Source organism: Paracoccus sp. ME4, from assembly GCF_046736325.1.
Taxonomy (GTDB): Bacteria; Pseudomonadota; Alphaproteobacteria; order Rhodobacterales; family Rhodobacteraceae; genus Paracoccus.
In genome coordinates this window covers 3,008,869-3,022,315 of record NZ_CP151276.1, presented here as the reverse complement: position 1 = coordinate 3,022,315, position 13,447 = coordinate 3,008,869, and the positions used below count along the sequence as shown (strand labels likewise).

The following is a 13,447-nucleotide window of genomic DNA, read 5'->3' as shown; positions in this document are numbered from 1 at the left end:
CGTCCCGTTTCCCGTGCCTGTCCCCAATCCCCGCCGGGTTTTCCCGACGGGACAGCCGCCACGACGCTTGGGTCGGACACGAAAACAGGACGCCCGGCGGATGCAGCGCATCCGCTTTCGGGCGTCGGCCCGGTCTCGATCTGGACAGGGATTCCCATCACCCGGTGGCAGCCGGATGCCGTGAACCCGAAGGCGCAAGAGATGATCTTCGCGGCCCGGCCATCGTCCCGGACGGATCAACCGATCTGTCCACAGGGCCTGGCCCGTCCCCAAGCGACGTGAATCGCATGGAGGAAACTAGCCCCAGCTTGTGGATAGCCGCAACCGAACTATGCGCTTGACACAAACTTGGTCGAAGCGAATCTGCGATGCCCTTGACTCGATTGACAATTTTAATAAGGCGCTGAATTCGTTCATCTTTCCCGCGCATGGCGTGCGGAAAAGAAAATCGGGCGCAAGGCTTTCGCCTGCGCCCGATCGGGGTCGTGCCGGGGGAATCGCGGGATCGCGGTCCCTGTGGATCAGTTGGCCGAGAGGGCTTTCACGCGGGCCGCCAGGCGCGACACCTTGCGCGAGGCGGTGTTCTTGTGGACCACGCCCTTGGTCACGCCGCGCATCAGTTCGGGCTGGGCGGTCTTCAGCGCCAGGGCCGCGGCCTCGGCATTGCCCGACGCGATGGCTTCCTCGACCTTGCGGATGAAGGTGCGGATGCGCGAGCGGCGGGCCTTGTTCACGTCGGTGCGACGTTCGATCTGGCGGGCGCGTTTCTTGGACTGGGGCGTGTTGGCCATGGGGGTCTTCCTATCGGGTCTGTTGCATGTCTGAATCTCGAACGTGCAAAAGCCCCATGGCGCCGTCCCTGATCCGGGACGGACATGATTCTTGCCAAAGCGGGCCCACACGCATGTAAGCCCGGGCCTATAGGCCAAGGCCGGGGAAAAGGAAACCCCCTACCGGTCGCGGAACTGCGCCTCGCGCTTTTCCAGGAAGGCGGCCATGCCCTCCTTCTGGTCCTCTGTGCCGAACAGCGCGTGGAAGGACCGCCGCTCGAACAGCAGCCCCTCGCGCAGGGTCGTCTCATAGGCGCGGTTGACGGCCTCCTTGACGGTCTTGGTGGCGATCTGGGACTTCTCGGCGATCTTGCGCGCGGCGGCCATCGCCTCGGGGATCAGCTTGGCGGTGGGCACGACGCGGCTGACCAGCCCCGAGCGCTCGGCCTCGGCGGCGTCCATGAAGCGTCCGGTCAGGTTCATGTCCATGGCCTTGGACTTGCCCACGAACCGGGTCAGGCGCTGCGTGCCGCCGATGCCCGCGACGACGCCCAGGTTGATCTCGGGCTGGCCGAACTTGGCGTTCTCGGCGCAGATGATGAAGTCGCAGACCATGGCCAGCTCGCAGCCGCCGCCCAGGGCGTATCCGCTGACGGCGGCGATGATCGGCTTTCGCACGCGGGTGATCGCCTCGATCTGGGCGCCGAACAGGTCCTCCTCATAGACCTCGACATAGGTCTTCGTGGACATCTCCTTGATGTCGGCGCCGGCGGCGAAGGCCTTCTCGCTGCCGGTCAGGACGATGCAGCGGACCTTGTCGTTGCGGTCGGCCTCCGACAGCGCGGTCGACAGCTCGTCCAGCAGGGCGCCATTCAGCGCGTTCAGCGCCTCGGGACGGTTCAGCCGGATCAGGGCGACCTCGTCCTCGATCTCCACGATGATGGTTTCGTAGGCCATGGGGCTTGGACCTCGTTGGCAGATTGCGTGGCCCCCGTCCTAGCAGAGGCCCGCGCAGCCGTCCAACGGTTCACCGCTGGCAGGTCGGACACCAGAAGGACGACCGCCCCGACTGCACGATCCGCGCGATGGTGCCGGGGCAGCCGTCGCGCAGGCAGGGCTGGCCCGCGCGGTCATAGACGCGGAAGCTGTGCTGGAAATAGCCCAGCTCTCCGCTGGCTTGGCGATGGTCGCGCAGGGACGATCCGCCCGCAGCGATCGCGTCGGTCAGAACGTCGCGGACATGCCCCACCAGGGCCGCGATGCGCGGCGCGCCGATCCGCCCCGCCGCCCGCCGCGGATCGATGCCCGCCCGCCAAAGCGATTCGCTGACATAGATGTTGCCCAGCCCCGCCACGATGCGCTGGTCCAGCAGCGCCTGTTTCACCGGAACGCGCCGACCGGCAAAGGCCGCGCGCAGGTAATCCGCGTCGAAAATCGGATCGAAGGGCTCGGGTCCCAGGTGATCCAGAAGCGGATGGGACGCGCCCTCGCGGATCAGGTCGACCATGCCGAAGCGGCGTGCGTCGTTGAAGGTCACGGTCGTTCCCGCATCGGTGGTCAGCACGACATGGTCGTGGCGCGCGTGGACGCCCGGATCACGGTGGAACTCGCCCAGGCCCGCGCCCTGGACCAGCATGCGGCCCGACATGCCCAGATGCCACAGGACCGTGCCGCGCCCCTCCAGGTCGGCCAGCAGGTATTTCGACCGCCGCCGCAGCGCGGTGACGCGCGCCCCGGTCAGCACCTGCATCAGGTCCACCGGCAGCGGCCAGCGCAGGTCGGGGCGGTTGATCTGGGCGCGGGCGATGCGCGCGCCCTCCAGGTGGGGCACGAGGCCGCGGCGGACGGTCTCGACTTCCGGCAGTTCTGGCAATCGGGTTCCTTTCGTCGCATTGTGCGCGCGGCACGCCGGACCTATCTGGCAATGGAACAGGCAAACGGCAAGCGCATGACGGACAGCAAGACGACCCATTTCGGCTTTCGGACCGTGGACGAGGATCAGAAGGCCGGCATGGTCCATCAGGTCTTCTCCTCGGTCGCCTCGAAATACGACGTGATGAACGACCTGATGAGCGTCGGCATCCACCGCGTCTGGAAGACCGCGCTGATGGACTGGCTGGCGCCGCGCGACGGGCAGCACCTGCTGGACGTGGCGGGGGGCACGGGCGACGTGGCCTTCCGCTTCCTGGACCGGGCGCCGGGCGCGCGGGTCACCGTCTGCGACATGACCGAATCCATGCTGGTCGAGGGGCGCAAGCGCGCCGAGGCCGTGGACCGCGCCGACCGGCTGGCCTGGGTCACGGGCGACGCGATGGCGCTGCCCTTTGCCGACGACAGCTTCGACCGCTACACGATCAGCTTCGGCATCCGCAACGTGACGCGCATTCCCGACGCGCTGCGCGAGGCGTACCGCGTGCTCAAGCCCGGCGGCCGCCTGGTGGTGCTGGAATTCAGCCAGATCCCCGTGCCCGCGATGCAATGGGCCTATGACCGCTACAGCTTCAACGTGATCCCGGCCATGGGGCAGGCGGTGACGGGCGATCGCGACAGCTATCAGTATCTGGTCGAATCGATCCGCAAGTTCCCCGATCAGGAGAGCTTTGCCGCGATGATCCGCGATGCGGGCTTCGGCCGGGTGCAGTGGCGCAACCTGTCGATGGGCATCGCCGCCCTGCATTCCGGCTGGAAATTGTAGGGCGATGCGCGGACCCCACAACATCCTGCGGCTGATCCGCACAGGCGCCACGTTCGAACGCACCGGCGCCATGGCCGCGGTGCTGGACGCGGTCGATGCGCCCATGCGCCTGCGGCTGGCCGCGCGTGTCCTGGGCTGGCCCTTCCGCTGGCTGGGCTACAAGGGCGATCCGACCCTGCCGCCCATCACCCGCGCCATCACCGCCCTGGGGCCGGCCTACATCAAGTTCGGCCAGATCCTGTCGACGCGCGCCGATGTCGTGGGCCCCGAGATGGCCGGACAACTGCGCATGCTGCAGGACCGCCTGCCGCCCTTTCCGACCGACATCGCCAAGACCGCCATCGAGGCAGAGCTGCGCGCCCCCGTCGATCAGCTGTTCAGCGAGTTTTCCGAACCCGTCGCCGCGGCCTCCATCGCGCAGGTCCACCGGGCCCGCGTGCGCGAGACGGGGCGCGAGGTCGCCGTCAAGGTCGTGCGTCCCGGCATCGGCGCGGCCTTCCGGCGCGACATCGACGCGTTCCATTTCGGCGCCCGCCTGATCGAGCTGGTCTCGCCCGGCACGCGCCGCCTGCGGCCCCGCGACGTGGTCAGCCATTTCGAGAAGACCGTCACCGGCGAACAGGACCTGCGCCTGGAGGCCGCCGCCGCGTCCGAATTCGCCGAGAACACGGCCGGCGATGCGGGCTTTCAGATCCCTCGGCCACATTGGGCGCTGTCCTCGCGCCGCGTGCTGACCGCGGATTGGGCCGAGGGGCTGCCCATGGGCGACCGCGAGGCGCTGATCGCGGCGGGCCATGACACGACCGACCTGGCGCGTCGGGTGATCCAGCTGTTCCTGTCGCATGCGTTGCGCGATGGGTTCTTCCATGCCGACATGCATCACGGCAACCTGAAGGTCGCGGCGAACGGCGACATCATTGCCTATGACTTCGGCATCATGGGCGAGATCGACGAATACACCCGCCGGGTCTATGCCCAGATCCTCTACGGCTTCATCCAGCGCGACTACCGCCTGGTCGCGCGGGTGCATTTCGAGGCCGGATACGTCCCCCGCGACCGCGACGAGGCGGCCTTCGCCCGCGCGCTGCGCGCCGTGGGAGAGCCGATCTTCGGCGCCGATGCCAGCCGCATCAGCATGGGCAACCTGCTGTCCTACCTCTTCGAGGTGACCGAACGCTTCGGCATGCCGACCCGGACCGAGCTGATCCTGCTGCAGCGCACCATGGTCGTGGTCGAGGGCGTGGCCCGGTCGCTGGACCCGAACCTGAACATCTGGGACGCGGCCAAGCCGGTCGTGTCCGACTATATCAAGGCCAGCGTCGGTCCCAAGGCCGCGATCAGCGACCTGACCCAGATCGCGCAGACCGTGGGCCGCTATGGCCCGCTGCTGCCGCGCATGATCGAGCGCGCCCTGTGGGAACGCGCCCATCCCGAGGAGACGCGGTTGACGCTGATCCAGGCCCGCCCGCCGGTGCCGCTGTGGCTGGTCGCGCTGCTGGCGCTGGCGGCAGGCGCGGGGATCGGCCTGTCGCTGTGACGCGCGGCGGTCAGAAGCAGATGATCTCGGCCTCGGCCTCGGCGCGGCGCAGGGTGGCCACGGTCTCGGTCAGGGCCGCCATGCCGCGGAACATCCCCGAGCGTTCGCCGCTGGTCTGGCGCATGCGCAGGACCGTCTCGGCGCCGACATAGTCCTTGTAGGGCAGGATCTCTGCGATGCGGTCGATCGCGCAGGAGCAGCGGTCCAGCATCTCGCGCGTCTGTCCGTTGGTCGCCATGCAGGCGAAGGCATATTCCACCCGCGCATTGGTCGGATAGTCGTTCACCCCTTGCGCGCCCGCGGGCAGGGCCGACAGGATCAACGCCACCGCGGCCGCCCCCCTCATTGCAGCACCATCCGGTTGCGATAGGTCGCGCCCTCGGCGGTCTCGGCGCGCAATTCGCGGATCGGGGCCTCGGGCTCGGCCATCACGAAGGTCAGGGTCAGGCTCTGGAAGCCGTTCATGCGCGGGGCATTCGGGTCCTCGGCGAAGGGCCGGAAGCTGGCCGTGACGCCGTCCTCGGTCCGGGCCAGATCGCCGCCGCGGAACAGCGCCTCCTTCATGCGGTTGCGGATATAGAAGGGGCTGCCCCCGGTCAGCGCCGCCATGTCGCGGGTGGTCTGCTCAAGAAAGAAGGTCAGGACCGGGTCCCCGGACGAGATCGGGAAGGGGCCGATCCTGCGGTCCACCGGCCCGGCCTTCTGGGTCAGCTGCAGCACCGGCTGCTGGTCGGACGGGTCGATCCCCTGCGACAGGGCGATGCGCCCCTCCGGGACGGGGCGAAAGCCCTCGGCCGCGGGCCCCTCGACCGTCAGCGCCCATTCCAGCACCCGGTCGCCCAGATCCCAAGGGCCGCGTTCGGCAAAGACGGCGTCGCCCGCCTCGGCCGCGTCGGCTGCGCGCGGGGCCAGGGCGGTCAGCCCCAGCATCAGGGCCAGGGCGATGGCACGGGTCATGGTCTGTCCTCCCAAACGGTCCGGGGTCATGATGGGCGCGGGGCGCGCGCCTGCGCAAGCCCCGGCGCAGGCGGCATCCACCCTTGGTCTTAGGCCAGCAGCCGGCCCAGGATCTCGGCCAGTTCGGGCGGGCGGACGGGCTTTTCCAACAGATGGACCCCCATCGCCGCGCAGCCCCGCGCGATGGACGGGTCGCGATGCGCGGTGATCATCACCGCGGCCACGGGGCGGTCCGACGCAGCCCGCAACGCCTCGATCGCGGCAAAGCCGGTGTCGCCGTTCTCCAGGTGGTAATCGGCCAGGATCACGTCCGGCGGCTCGTCGCCCATGGTGGCCAGGGCCTCGGCCGTGCCGCCGGCGATGCGCGGCACCATGCCCAGCCTGTCGCCCAGGATCACCTGATAGCCGTGGCGCATCGCCGGGTCGTTCTCGATCACCAGGGCCACCCGGCCGCGCAGCGCGCGCGGCGCGATGTCGGGCAGTGGCGCGCTGTCCGCGATGCCCCCCACCAGCGGCAGCCCCACCCGGAAGGTCGTGCCGCGCATCGCCTCCGATGTCAGGCTGAGCGGATGGCCCAGCTTGGCGCAGGCGCGGCGCACGATGGACAGGCCCAGCCCCATGCCCGGCGTCGCCCCGTCATGGGCCAGGCGCTGAAACTCGTCGAAGATGCGGTTGCGGTCCACGGCCGGGATGCCGATGCCGGTGTCATGCACCGCCAGCCAGCACAGCGCCCCCTTGCGGCGCACGCCCACGACGACCCCGCCCTGCTGGGTGTACTTGATCGCGTTCGACACCAGGTTCTGCGCGATGCGGCGCAAAAAGATCGGATCGCTGTCCACCACCGCCGTCGTCGGCACGAAGCGCAGCCGCAGCCCCTTGGCCTGCGCCAGCGGCGCGTATTCCGCCGCAAGGCGCCGGAACAGGTCGTCCAGCGGCACCGGCTGTCGGTTGAACTCGATCCGCTGGCTGTCCAGCCGCGAGATGTCCAGGACCGCATGCATCAGCTGCTCGACCGATTCGAAGGCACTGCCAAGGCGCTCGGTCAGCTGGGTCTGCGTCGCGTCCAGGGGGGTGTCGGCAAAGGCCGACAGGAACAGCCGCGCCGCCGACAGCGGCTGCAGCAGGTCGTGGCTGGCCGCGCGCAGGAATCGCGTCTTGGACCGGTTCGCCTCCTCGGCCAGGGCGCGGGCAACGGCCAGCTCGCGGTTGCGCTGCGACAGGTCGGTCAGGGCCTGCTCCAGGTCGCGGGTGCGGGCCCTCACCTCCTGCTCCAGCGCGACGGCGGCCTGGAACATCGACCAGGCCGAGCCGCGCGATTCCTCCAGCCGCTCGATCCGGTCGATCAGCACGGCGTTGATGCGCGTCAGCTTCTCGATCTGGCGCGCGGGCGGGTCGTCCTCACGCAGCATCCGGCGGCTCCAGGAAGGCCAGGCCCACGAAGGTCTGGTTCACATGCATGCCGCTGTGCTGCTCGCCATAGGTGTTGAACCCGGCTACGCGGTGGTGGCGATAGAGCTGCGACATGCGCTGCGTCAGCCCCGCCCGCTCCAGCGCCAGGCGGCGCAGGATGCAGTCGAAGGCCAGCACCATCAGCGGCGGGCCGGGCAGGGCGTCCAGCATGTCCGAGAAACCCTGGATCAGGTCCTCGACCCGGCCGAGCGTCAGCACCGTGCCGGTATCGACCGAGGCCATCAGCGACAGCCCGTCATCCTCGGTGATGGCGCTGATCGCGCGCACATGGTGGCGCCCGCCCATACGCAGCAGCAGCGGATGGCGCGCGAATTCGGTGGGCGTCAGCGCCGCGGGATCAAGCCCCGTCAGGCGGGCATATTCCAGCGCTGCCGGCTCGGCGTTCAGCTCCAGGATGCGGCGGCGTTCGGGCTGCGCGGCGGTGACGACGGCGCGCACCGGGGTGGGGCTGAAATGCGCGAAGGTGACCTCGTGGATCGCCAGGTCCGTCTCGATCAGCAGGAAGACCGCCACGTCGGACAGGACCTGCCCCTGCGACAGCAGATGGGTGCGCCGGAAGCGCAGCCCGTCGCCCGCCGATCCGCCCAGCACCGGCACCCCCGGAAGCGCGGCGTCCAGCGTGGCCACGACCACGTCCTCCTGCCCGGTCAGCCCGTCGCTCAGCAGCAGGCCGAACAGCCGCCGGTCGGGAGCGGGGGCGAAGTCATGCGCCATCCGCCGCAGCCGCCGCAGCCAGTCCGAGACCGGCAGCGAGGGCAGGTCCGCCAGCAGCAGGCAGGCCGTGCGGAAATGCCGGCGCGGAAAGCCGATCGCCACGACGCTGTCGCTGGCATAGCCCGACGGCCCGATCTCTCCGGCCGAGGAGCAGCCCGCAAAGATGCAGTCGGGGGGCAGGCCGGGTGCAAGCTGCGCCTGCAGCCCGGCCAGATCGTCGCCCTGCGCGCCGAAGATCAGCACCAGCGACGGATGGGTGCCGCGCAGGCCGTCCAGCAAGGTCGCGGCCCTGTCGGTCGCGCCGTGGTCGGCCTGCACAGCGACCGGCCCGGTTGCGCCCTCCTTCGCAGCCGGGCCGGTGTCCATCACCCGGCCTCGAACAGCCGGATGGAATTGGCCAGAAGCACTGCCTGCGTGCGGCGGCGGGCATTGATCTTGGACATGATGGCAGTGATGTGGGTCTTGACCGTGGCCTCGGCGATGGAGAGCTCGTAGCTGATCTCCTTGTTGGCCTTGCCCTGGCAGATCAGCCGCAGGATCTTCATCTGCTGCGGCGTCAGCGAGGCGAAGCGACGCGCCAGATCGGCCCTGGCCTCGCCATCGTCGCCGTCCTGCGCGGGCTCGTAGCCCTCGGGGGTCACCCGCTCTCCGTCCCACATGCGCCGCAGGCTGTCGACCAGCGCCTCGCGCGACAGCGACTTGCTGATATAGCCCTGCGCCCCCGCGGCCATGGCCGTGGTGATCATCGCCCCCTCCAGATCGGCCGAGATCATGGTGATCGGCACGCCGGGCAGCTGCCGGCGCAGCGTCACGATGCCCTCGGCGCCGCGCGCGTCGGGCAGGTTCAGGTCCAGGATCACGGCGTCGGGCGCGCCCTGCTGCCGGATCTGTTCGACCGCGGTGGCCAGGCTGCGGGCGGTGCGGACGTTCTTGAGACCGAAGCTGATCTTCAGCGTCAGCGCCAGCGCGTCGCACATCAGCGGATGATCGTCCACGATCAGGATCTCGCGGACCTGGTCTGCGGTGGGTCGCGGCGACGGCGCGGACCGCACCCGTGCGGCTGCTGCTGTCATGGCCTTCCTCCCTGAATTGTGGCGGCGCCCCTCCTCCCCGGAAGGCGCCGACGCAGTTCCAGTCTAGGCCGGCTTGCACATAAAGCAAGTCTCGCGCTGCGACGAAAGTCGGATGGGCGATTAGCTTTTGATGCCTTCGCCCCCCACCGCCGGGAAGGTCCGGCTCCATCGCCCGCCCTCGGTATCCTCGACCTCCACATGGATGTCCTTGCCGTTGGGGACATAGCGGAAGCGGAAGACCGGGTCCTCGCTGACCGAGATCCCGGCCGACATGGTGAACAGCAGCTCCGCGCCCTGGCGCACCTCCAGCCGGTCGATGAAATGGGCAGGGATGGTCAGCAGGCTGACCTGATCGCGCTGCAGCCCGGAGAAGTTCGGATGCCGGATCATCAGCGTGCCGATGGCGGCATCCTGCTGCGCCTCGCTGCGCCAGCGCATCTGGCCCATCGTCGCCTCGACCGCGGCCATGTCCTTGCCCGCGGGTGCCGAACAGCCGCCCGCCGCCTTGACGAAGCGCCCCGCCATCACCGGCGCCCCGTCCGCGCCCATGGCGATCGCGCGCACGTCGGAATAGCTGTCCACGCGGACGCGGACCTCGAAGTCCAAGGGCATCAGCGCCGCGCCGAAGCCGTATTCGGCAGCGACGGGGGCGGGATTCTCGTCGATGACCAGGGTCAGCGATTCGATGGCGGGGGCGCCTGAGGGCTGGGTCAGGCGGATCGGCACGATGGCCGCGTCATGGGCGCGGGCAGGGGCCTCGAGGTCCAGCACGCCCGCGTCGACGGGCGGATCGGCATCCATGTCCAGCACCGCGCCGCGCAGATCCTCCCATGTCGGCGAGGGTTGCAGCGCGTTCTCCTGCGCGGTGGCGGGCGTCGCCATCAGCGCCGCCGCCAGGATCAGCCATCGTCCCATTGCCCTATCCTCCCTTGGACATCCTCCGATAGACGAAGTCGGTGGTCGTGGCGGCGGCGTCCCCTTCGGCGCGCGCCACGACCCCGGCATGCAGCGGAGATTTCGAACAGACCGGATCGGTCGCGCGCGCATCCCCGGCCAGCGCCATGGCCTGACACCGGCAGCCGCCGAAATCGACGGATTTGCGGTCGCAGCCGCGACAGGGTTCGGGCATCCAGGCGGTGCCACGAAACGCGTTGAAGCTGTCGGACAGGTGCCAGATGTCGGACAGGGACCGATCCTGCACGGTCTCGAACCGCATCCAGTCGATGGTCTGGGCGGCGTGGCAGGGCAGGACCGTGCCGTCCGGGCCGACGTTCAGCCCGGTCGAGCCCCAGCCCCCCATGCAGGCCTTGGGATAGACCGCGTGATGATCGGCTGGGACATAGTCGATGACCATGCGCCCGCGCAGGCGGATGCGGGCGGCGTTCACCACCTGGCGCGCGGCTTCCGCTTGGTCGCGCGTCGGCATCAGGGCGGCGCGGTTGCGGTCGGCCCATCCGTGGAACTGGACGGTCGCGACTTCGATCCGGCGGGCGCCAAGGCCTTCGGCCAGGTCGATCATGTCGGGCAGGCGCTCCATGTTCTGGCGGTGGACGACGGCGTTGATGGTCAGCGGAAAGCCGATCTCGGTCACCCAATCGGCAAAGGCCATCTTCTTGTCCCAGGACCCGGGATGGCCGCTGATACGATCGGCCATGTCGGGGCGGATGCCCTGCAGGGACAGCTGGACATGGTCCACCCCCGCGCGGTCCAGCTCCTGCAGCCGCTCCAGCGTGATGCCGATGCCCGAGGTGATCAGGTTCACATACAGCCCCGCATCCCGCGCATGCCCCACGATCTGCGCCAGATCGCGCCGCGCGCCGGGTTCCCCCCCCGAGATATGGACCTGCAGCACCCCCAGATCGGCCGCCTGGCGGAACACGCGGCCCCAGTCATCGGCGCTGATCTCGCGCGACGCGCGGATCAGATCGACCGGGTTCGAGCAATAGGGGCAGGCCAGCGGGCAGCGATGCGTGACCTCGGCCAGCATCGCCATGGGCAGGCCGGGGGTGACGGGATTGCCGTCCAGATCGCGCGGCTGGTCCTGCCGGTCCTTCATGACGCGTCCTTCAGAAAGACCATGCGCCGTTCGATCAGCCCCGTCAGAAAGTCGCGCACATCGCCCGCGATCTGCTCGACGGGCGCGTTGTAGCGCGCGGCCAGCCCCGCTACGATCTGCTCCAGGCTGCGGGTGCCGTCCAGTTCGGACAGGATCGCCTCGCCGATCTGGTCCAGCTGCAGGGCGCGTTCGGGGGCCTGCAGCACGCGAATGCCGCGCACGCGGTCTCCCTGCAGGCGCACGCCGCGCGGCAGATAGGGGACGTCCTGCGCCTCGATCAGCGGGGTCATGCGCGCATCCCCTCTCCGGGACGCCAGGCGCCGGGGGGGATGTTGCCTTCGACATAGCCGTGCCACAGCGCGTCCAGCTGTGCCCAGAGGACATCGGTCTTGAAGGTCAGGGCGGCGGCGGCGGCGTCCTGCTTCTCCGCGGTATCCGCATGGTTCAGGACGTAGTCGAGGCCGAACTTCACGTCCTCGGGCGCCTCCGTCAGGCGCCTTTTGAAATAGGACAGGCTGCTGTCATCGGCGAAATCGTAATGCTGCAGCAACCCCTCGATCCTTTGCGCATGGATGCGCGGCGCGAACAGCTCGGTCAGGCTGGCCGCCACGGCGTCCAGCAAAGGCATGTCGCGCACGAAGCGGACATAGGCCTCCACCGCGAACCGCGTCGCCGGCATGATCCCCACCCCCGACGCGACATAGTCGGGGTCCAGCCCCACGGCCTCAGCCAGGGCCAGCCAGCGGCGGATGCCGCCGCCCTCGGTCGCGCCGCCGTCATGATCCTCGATCCGCTTGCGCCAGGCGCGGCGCAGGTCGGGGTTCTCGACCCGGCTCATGAAGGCGGCGTCCTTCATGGGGATGCGCGACTGGTACATCCAGCGGTTGATGACCCAGGCCCGCACCTCGTCCGGGGTGCAGTGACCGCCATGCAGGCGGGCGTGGAACGGGTGGCGGTCGTGATAGCGCGCGGCCCCGATGGCGCGCAGCCGGGCCTCGAAATCCTCGCGGGACTGGGGGGTGGTCTGAACGTCCTTCACAGCGCGATCTCCATGCCGTCGCGGGCGACCTGCCAGCCCCGCGCCTCGGCCTCGGCCGATTGCGGGCTGGACGGATCGCACAGCGGGTTCGAATTGTTCATGTGGACCAGGATGCGCCGGCCCAGGGGCGTGCCGTCCAGCGCGGCAAGGGTCTCGGTCACCGGCATGTGGCCCATGCGGCGGCCGGTCTTGCGGCCCAGGCCCATGCGGATCATCTCGTCATCGTCCCACAGCGTGCCGTCGAAGAACAGCGCATCCGCCCCCGCGATGCGCTGGCGCAGCCAGTCGGGCAGCTCGGCGCAGCCGGGGATGTACAGCGCGCGCCGGTCGCCTGCGCGCAGCTCCACCCCCACCGTGGTCTCTCCGATCAGGCCGGTCTCGACCACCGCGCCCTCCTGATAGAGCGGCACCTTGCCCGGCACGGCGAACAACGTCGCGGTCAGGCCGGGGGCCAGCGGGATGGTCCGGTCCAACGCAACGGTGCGACGCGGGACGTGATCGGGGTTCACCGCCGCGATCATCGGATTCGCGGCCAGCGCATCATGGATGGTCTGCGTCGCGAACAGATCGAAGGGCTGGCTTTCGCGCAGGGTCAGGAGCCCTGCCACATGGTCGATGTCGCCATTCGTCACCAGCACCGAGCGCAACGGCACGGCACGCGGCCCGGTCGGATGCAGCGCCGGCGTCGCCTGCAGCTGTGCGCGGATGTCGGGCGAGGCGTTCAGGATCGCCCAAGTCAGCCCATCGGCGCTCACCGCGATCGAACTCTGCGTCATGGACGGGATGCGCCCTGCGCGTGCGGCATCGCAATGGCCGCAGCCGCAGTTCCATTGCGGCAGGCCGCCGCCCGCCGCCGCGCCGAGGATGATGATCCGCATCGGTTCCGCCTCATGACAGGGCCCCGCCCGAGCAACTCGGACGGGGCCGCATTCCTGCCTGTCCGGTCAGGCTCAGAACAGGACGGGCTCGTCCTCGGCCGGGGCGTACATGTTGATCTCCATGCCGCAGGCGATCTCGGTCAGGGTGGGTTTGGTCCAGGCCATGTTGTGCTCCTCCTACATGCCATGTGCCGCTCGGAAGGCGACTGGATTTTAATCTAGTCCAGAGGCAGGATGAATCAACACGACAAAGGTCGT

General features: G+C 69.3%; 16 protein-coding genes. 2 read left to right on the top strand and 14 right to left on the bottom strand.

Annotated features, from left to right (window positions below):
• Positions 1–521: 521 nt before the first annotated feature.
• From rpsT to mutM, 3 genes are all read right to left on the bottom strand, one after another.
• On the bottom strand, positions 522–791 hold the full coding sequence (gene rpsT, locus AACG61_RS15385) for a 30S ribosomal protein S20 (RefSeq protein WP_411837976.1): 270 nt from the start codon (positions 789–791) through the stop codon (positions 522–524).
• A gap of 159 nt (positions 792–950) precedes the next feature.
• A complete protein-coding gene (locus tag AACG61_RS15380) occupies positions 951–1,727 on the bottom strand; it encodes an enoyl-CoA hydratase (RefSeq protein ID WP_411837975.1) in 777 nt (258 codons plus the stop codon).
• Positions 1,728–1,797: 70 nt separating this feature from the next.
• Positions 1,798–2,643 carry a bifunctional DNA-formamidopyrimidine glycosylase/DNA-(apurinic or apyrimidinic site) lyase gene (gene mutM, locus AACG61_RS15375; RefSeq protein ID WP_411837974.1) on the bottom strand — a complete coding sequence of 282 codons (846 nt, stop codon included), beginning with the start codon at positions 2,641–2,643 and terminating at the stop codon, positions 1,798–1,800.
• Positions 2,644–2,718: 75 nt separating this feature from the next.
• On the opposite strand from mutM, the gene ubiE reads away from it, so the two are divergent.
• Positions 2,719–3,465 (top strand): bifunctional demethylmenaquinone methyltransferase/2-methoxy-6-polyprenyl-1,4-benzoquinol methylase UbiE, encoded by a 747-nt coding sequence (gene ubiE / locus AACG61_RS15370; RefSeq protein ID WP_411837973.1) that lies wholly within the window; start codon positions 2,719–2,721, stop codon positions 3,463–3,465.
• A 4-nt stretch (positions 3,466–3,469) separates the two neighbouring features.
• Positions 3,470–5,002, top strand: coding sequence for a 2-polyprenylphenol 6-hydroxylase (gene ubiB, locus AACG61_RS15365; RefSeq protein ID WP_045982308.1), 1,533 nt, complete (start codon positions 3,470–3,472; stop codon positions 5,000–5,002).
• 10 nt (positions 5,003–5,012) lie between these two features.
• On the opposite strand, the gene AACG61_RS15360 is transcribed toward ubiB, so the two are convergent.
• From AACG61_RS15360 to pqqA, 11 genes are all read right to left on the bottom strand, one after another.
• Positions 5,013–5,348, bottom strand: a complete 336-nt coding sequence (locus AACG61_RS15360) for a hypothetical protein (RefSeq protein WP_411837972.1) — start codon at positions 5,346–5,348, stop codon at positions 5,013–5,015.
• On the bottom strand, positions 5,345–5,959 hold the full coding sequence (locus AACG61_RS15355) for a hypothetical protein (protein WP_411837971.1): 615 nt from the start codon (positions 5,957–5,959) through the stop codon (positions 5,345–5,347). Before AACG61_RS15355 ends, AACG61_RS15360 begins: the two co-directional genes overlap by 4 nt.
• An 89-nt stretch (positions 5,960–6,048) precedes the next feature.
• Complete coding sequence (locus tag AACG61_RS15350; protein WP_411837970.1) at positions 6,049–7,368, bottom strand: hybrid sensor histidine kinase/response regulator; 1,320 nt, start codon at positions 7,366–7,368, stop codon at positions 6,049–6,051.
• Complete coding sequence (locus AACG61_RS15345) at positions 7,358–8,509, bottom strand: FIST N-terminal domain-containing protein (protein ID WP_411837969.1); 1,152 nt, start codon at positions 8,507–8,509, stop codon at positions 7,358–7,360. Before AACG61_RS15345 ends, AACG61_RS15350 begins: the two co-directional genes overlap by 11 nt.
• On the bottom strand, positions 8,509–9,216 hold the full coding sequence (locus AACG61_RS15340) for a response regulator transcription factor (RefSeq protein WP_411837968.1): 708 nt from the start codon (positions 9,214–9,216) through the stop codon (positions 8,509–8,511). The genes AACG61_RS15345 and AACG61_RS15340 overlap by 1 nt, the downstream gene beginning before the upstream one ends.
• 120 nt (positions 9,217–9,336) lie before the next feature.
• Positions 9,337–10,131 (bottom strand): quinoprotein dehydrogenase-associated SoxYZ-like carrier, encoded by a 795-nt coding sequence (locus AACG61_RS15335; protein WP_411837967.1) that lies wholly within the window; start codon positions 10,129–10,131, stop codon positions 9,337–9,339.
• Positions 10,132–10,135: 4 nt separating this feature from the next.
• Complete coding sequence (gene pqqE, locus AACG61_RS15330) at positions 10,136–11,272, bottom strand: pyrroloquinoline quinone biosynthesis protein PqqE (protein WP_411837966.1); 1,137 nt, start codon at positions 11,270–11,272, stop codon at positions 10,136–10,138.
• Positions 11,269–11,562: a pyrroloquinoline quinone biosynthesis peptide chaperone PqqD gene (gene pqqD / locus AACG61_RS15325; protein ID WP_411837965.1), complete on the bottom strand. Its 294-nt coding sequence runs from the start codon at positions 11,560–11,562 to the stop codon at positions 11,269–11,271. The genes pqqE and pqqD overlap by 4 nt, the downstream gene beginning before the upstream one ends.
• Positions 11,559–12,311 carry a pyrroloquinoline-quinone synthase PqqC gene (gene pqqC, locus AACG61_RS15320; protein WP_411837964.1) on the bottom strand — a complete coding sequence of 251 codons (753 nt, stop codon included), beginning with the start codon at positions 12,309–12,311 and terminating at the stop codon, positions 11,559–11,561. The genes pqqD and pqqC overlap by 4 nt, the downstream gene beginning before the upstream one ends.
• Complete coding sequence (gene pqqB, locus AACG61_RS15315) at positions 12,308–13,189, bottom strand: pyrroloquinoline quinone biosynthesis protein PqqB (protein ID WP_411837963.1); 882 nt, start codon at positions 13,187–13,189, stop codon at positions 12,308–12,310. Before pqqB ends, pqqC begins: the two co-directional genes overlap by 4 nt.
• A 72-nt stretch (positions 13,190–13,261) precedes the next feature.
• Positions 13,262–13,354, bottom strand: a complete 93-nt coding sequence (gene pqqA, locus AACG61_RS15310) for a pyrroloquinoline quinone precursor peptide PqqA (protein ID WP_111299049.1) — start codon at positions 13,352–13,354, stop codon at positions 13,262–13,264.
• Positions 13,355–13,447: the final 93 nt, after the last annotated feature.